We start from the raw sequence: 3,992 nt of genomic DNA, 5'->3' as shown, positions 1-3,992 counted from the left end.
CGCCAAAAAAGAACTCCAGCAAAAGATCTATTACGAGCGCTCCATCTGGCAGCTCAAGGCCATTGAGGTGGAGTGATGCAAACGCGCGACACCACGCCTGAGACTCCAGAGCTGAAAGACCTTGCACCGTCTCGGTTCTTTTGGGGCCTGGCCTTCGTGGCGATTCTGGTGATTTCTGCATTGGTGGTGGGCACCACCGTGCAATGGCGTCAAGCACAGGCTCTGGAGGCTGCTGCGCGACTGAAGGACGACTCGTTCACGGCCATCACCACCAATCTGGAGCGTGAGTTGTGGCGTTTCGATGCGGCCATGACGCGTGCAGACCTTGCTCGGCCGGGCATGACCCCGCCGGACTTTGCAGCAGATCGGTCTTTGCGCTTTGATATTTTGGTCAGCCGCATCGATTTGTTGCTCAACAGCTCCAGTCGTGAACGGGTACACCACCGTGAGGAATACACCGCGTTGGCCCCTCGCTTGGTCAGCTGGGTGGCCAGATCCACCCCCTTGGCCGATGGGCAAGACTGGGCATCACCCGCGTGGTCTTCGCTCATGACGGAGCTCCAGCAAATGGCGCCTGAGGTTCAGGCCCTGAACTCGGCCTCAGACATGGTCATGGGCGAATGGGTACAAAAACAAGTGGCCACTGTGCGCGAACAAAGCCAATGGATCGCCTGGCTCACGCTGGCGCAGATCCTGGGTTTGGTGTTGGGCGCTGTGGGTTTGTATGTGCACGAGCGCAAGCAAAGTCAGGCCCAAATGGCGCAACAACGTTTGCATGTCCAATTGTTGCAAGCCAAAGAACAAGCCGAAAGCGCCAATCAGGGGAAAAGTCGTTTTCTCGCCAACATGAGCCACGAGTTGCGCACGCCTTTCAACGGCATATTGGGCATGCTGGGCTTGCTCGAGAAAACCCAGACCGGATCCGAGCAGGCCGATTTGATTCAAACCGCCATGGGCAGCGCATCCCACTTGTTGGCGGTGCTCAACGATGTGCTGGAGGTCTCGGCACTGGAGTCCGGAAAAATTCAAGTGAAACCGGAACCCACGGACATGGAAGACTTTTTGCAGCAAGTGCACCGTTTCATGCGGGTGCAAGCGCTCAACAAAGGCTTGCAACTGCAACTGACGGGCGACCTGTACAAGCCGCGTGTCGTGATGCTCGACCCATTGCGCTTGCGGCAAATTCTTTTCAATGTGATCGGCAATGCCATCAAGTACACCGAACAGGGGCAGGTCGATATCCGTGTTCGCCGTGAACCGCTGACCGACGGCGTGCTCTGGCAGATCGACATCGCCGACACCGGCATCGGCATGAGCGATGCCACCCAACAAGGTTTGTTTGAGCGCTTCCACTTGGGCGACCCCTCACTGACGCGCAAACAATCGGGAACGGGTCTGGGACTGGAGATTTCCAGATCCTTGGCCCGACTGATGGGCGGCGAGTTGAGTGCCCGCAGCCAGTTGGGCCAAGGCTCGGTGTTCACCCTGAGCTTGAAAACCCCTTGGGCAGCTCAGTCGACCGCACCTGGCCCAGCACCCCCAGCACCCCCAGCAGGGGCCAGCCCGGTCCATGACGGCGCCCATCAGGTCTCAGTCACTGAGCCCTTGCGTGTTCTGGTGGCGGAAGACCATCCGGTCAACCGCAAAGTGGTGGGCTTGTTGCTGCAAAGCATGGGCCACCAGGTCAGCTTTGCCGAGGACGGCCAACAAGCGCTCACGCAGGCCAGTCAGTCCGATTTTGATCTGGTGCTGATGGACATTCACATGCCCGTCATGGATGGCCTGAGCAGTGCCCGCCAGATTCGTGCCTTGACTGGAGCGCGGGGGCTGGTGCCTATCGTGGCACTCACGGCCGATGTGATGAACGACGCGGCTGAACAGGCCACGGCTGCGGGCATGAACGCCTTTTTGTCCAAACCCCTGCAAAAAACACAGTTGCTGGCGGTCATGCCGCACAAACGTCGCCAAGCTTGATGCACGCCGTGCCGCGCGACGCAGTGTCAGTCAAGGGGCTGACTACAATGAATTGATCTTTTGGTCATTCATTTGGCGCCTGCCCCGTCCATGTTGCAACCGCTCCACCCATCGCCTGCCGCTTTCAAAATCCCGGAGTCGGTGCTGGTCGTCATTTACACGCCTGAGCAAGACGTCTTGCTGATCCGACGTGCCGACTGGTGCACCTGGCAATCGGTCACGGGCAGCAAAGACCACCTTGAAGAAAGCTGGCTCGACACAGCCATCCGCGAAGTGCAAGAAGAAACAGGCATCGACGCCTGCCACCCGAGTTGCCACCTGCAAGACTGGCAACTTGAAAACGTGTACGACATTTACCCCGCTTGGCGCTGGCGCTATGCGCCCGAAGTCAGCCGCAACACCGAGCGGGTTTTTGGCCTGTGTGTGCCGCAGCGCATGCCTGTGGTGCTCAGCCCGCGTGAGCACACCGAAGCGCAATGGCTGCCCTGGCATGCCGCGGCCGACCAGTGCTTTTCCCCCTCCAACGCCGAAGCCATCCTGATGCTGCCGCGTTTTGTACCGAACACCCCGCTATGAAGCCCGAACGCTACGAACACCCGGTTTTGCGGGTGGCCACTTACAACATCCACAAAGGCGTGCAAGGCCTGGGGCCTGCAAGGCGTCTTGAAATCCACAACTTGGGCCATGCGGTGGAGCAGCTCGACGCCGACATCGTGTGCCTGCAAGAGGTGCGCCGCGAGCACCGCCGCGAGGCGGCGTATTTCAGGCATTGGCCCAGCCAGCCACAAGCCGAGTATTTGGCCCCCGAAGGTTACGAGGTGGTCTACCGCACCAACGCCATCACGCGCCACGGCGAGCACGGCAACGCCTTGCTCTCGCGCTGGCCTGTGCTTTGGCACCAGCACCGCGACATCTCGGACCACCGCTTTGAGCAACGCGGTTTTTTGCACACCCAGGTCGAGGTGGTGGACCGCGTGGTGCATGTGCTGGTGGTGCACCTGGGGCTGGTGCCTGCCAGCCGCGTGCGCCAGTTGGCGGTTCTGTTGGCCCACATTTCGAAAGACATCCCAGACCACGAGCCGGTGCTGGTGGCGGGTGACTTCAACGACTGGGGCACGGGGCTGGGGCGGCGCATGGCGCAGGCCGGGTTTCGGGAGTGGCGCGAGCAGCCCACACCCACTTATCCCTCGCGCTTGCCCTTGAACCAGCTTGACCATGTGTACGCCCGGGGCCTGACCCCTGTGCACGCCATGGTGCCATCGGGGCGCATTTGGCAGCGCATGTCCGATCATTTGCCCCTGGTGGCTGAATTTGCCTGGGACGACTGAGCATGCGGCACAACCCAGCGCTGCGCGACGGCCACCAGATCCGCCTCATCGAGGGAGGGCAGGATTACTTTGGGGCCTTGGTCGCAGCACTCAACCAAGCCCGCTCGCATGTGTTGCTGGAAACTTATATTTTTGACCTCCATGGCGAAGCCGTGCGGGTGGCCGAGGCGTTGGAGCGAGCGGCCTTGCGCGGCGTGCGTGTGTGGCTGGTGGTCGACGGTGTGGGCACGCCCCAGCTGCCTGAAGTCTGGCGCACGCGCTTTGCCCAGGCGGGGGTGGATTGGCGAATTTATGCGCCTTTGGGCACCATGGGCTTGCTCATCCCCAGCCGCTGGCGTCGGCTGCACCGCAAACTGTGTGTGGTGGATGGGCACACCGCCTTTTGTGGCGGCATCAACATTCTGGACGATTGGTACGACCCACACCACGGCAGCCTGGCCCGGCCCCGGCTGGACTTTGCCGTCAGTGCGCAGGGCGAACTGGTGGGTCACATCCAAGACAGCATGTCCCAACTGTGGTGGCGTTTGCAAGGCGCAAAGCACGCCCGCGAACGCAAGCTTCCACAGGCGCTGCACTCGTTCAAATCAGCGGGCCTGCCACTGCCCTGGAAGCAGCCGCTGCCCTTGCCCGATGGCTCGCCACCGCCCAGCCGGGCGGCCTTGCTGCTGCGCGACAACGTGCTGCACCGCA

Annotated in this window: 4 protein-coding genes; all 4 read left to right on the top strand. The window is 61.3% G+C overall.

All coding sequences use genetic code 11. The annotated features are described in order from the left end of the window. Positions 1-75 precede the first annotated feature (75 nt). Positions 76-1,974: a response regulator gene (locus tag ACIQ47_RS15070; protein WP_396438870.1), complete on the top strand. Its 1,899-nt coding sequence runs from the start codon at positions 76-78 to the stop codon at positions 1,972-1,974. Positions 1,975-2,064: 90 nt separating this feature from the next. Further along, on the top strand, positions 2,065-2,550 hold the full coding sequence (nudB, locus tag ACIQ47_RS15065; RefSeq protein ID WP_396438869.1) for a dihydroneopterin triphosphate diphosphatase: 486 nt from the start codon (positions 2,065-2,067) through the stop codon (positions 2,548-2,550). Beyond that, positions 2,547-3,302, top strand: coding sequence for an endonuclease/exonuclease/phosphatase family protein (locus ACIQ47_RS15060; RefSeq protein WP_396438868.1), 756 nt, complete (start codon positions 2,547-2,549; stop codon positions 3,300-3,302). The genes nudB and ACIQ47_RS15060 overlap by 4 nt, the downstream gene beginning before the upstream one ends. 2 nt (positions 3,303-3,304) lie before the next feature. Then, positions 3,305-3,992 (top strand): phospholipase D-like domain-containing protein (locus ACIQ47_RS15055; RefSeq protein ID WP_396438867.1); only part of this gene is annotated, 688 nt, incomplete at its 3' end.

This window comes from Limnohabitans sp., from assembly GCF_044373035.1.
GTDB lineage: Bacteria > Pseudomonadota > Gammaproteobacteria > Burkholderiales > Burkholderiaceae_C > Limnohabitans_A.
This window is presented reverse-complemented; position numbering and strand designations above follow the sequence as displayed.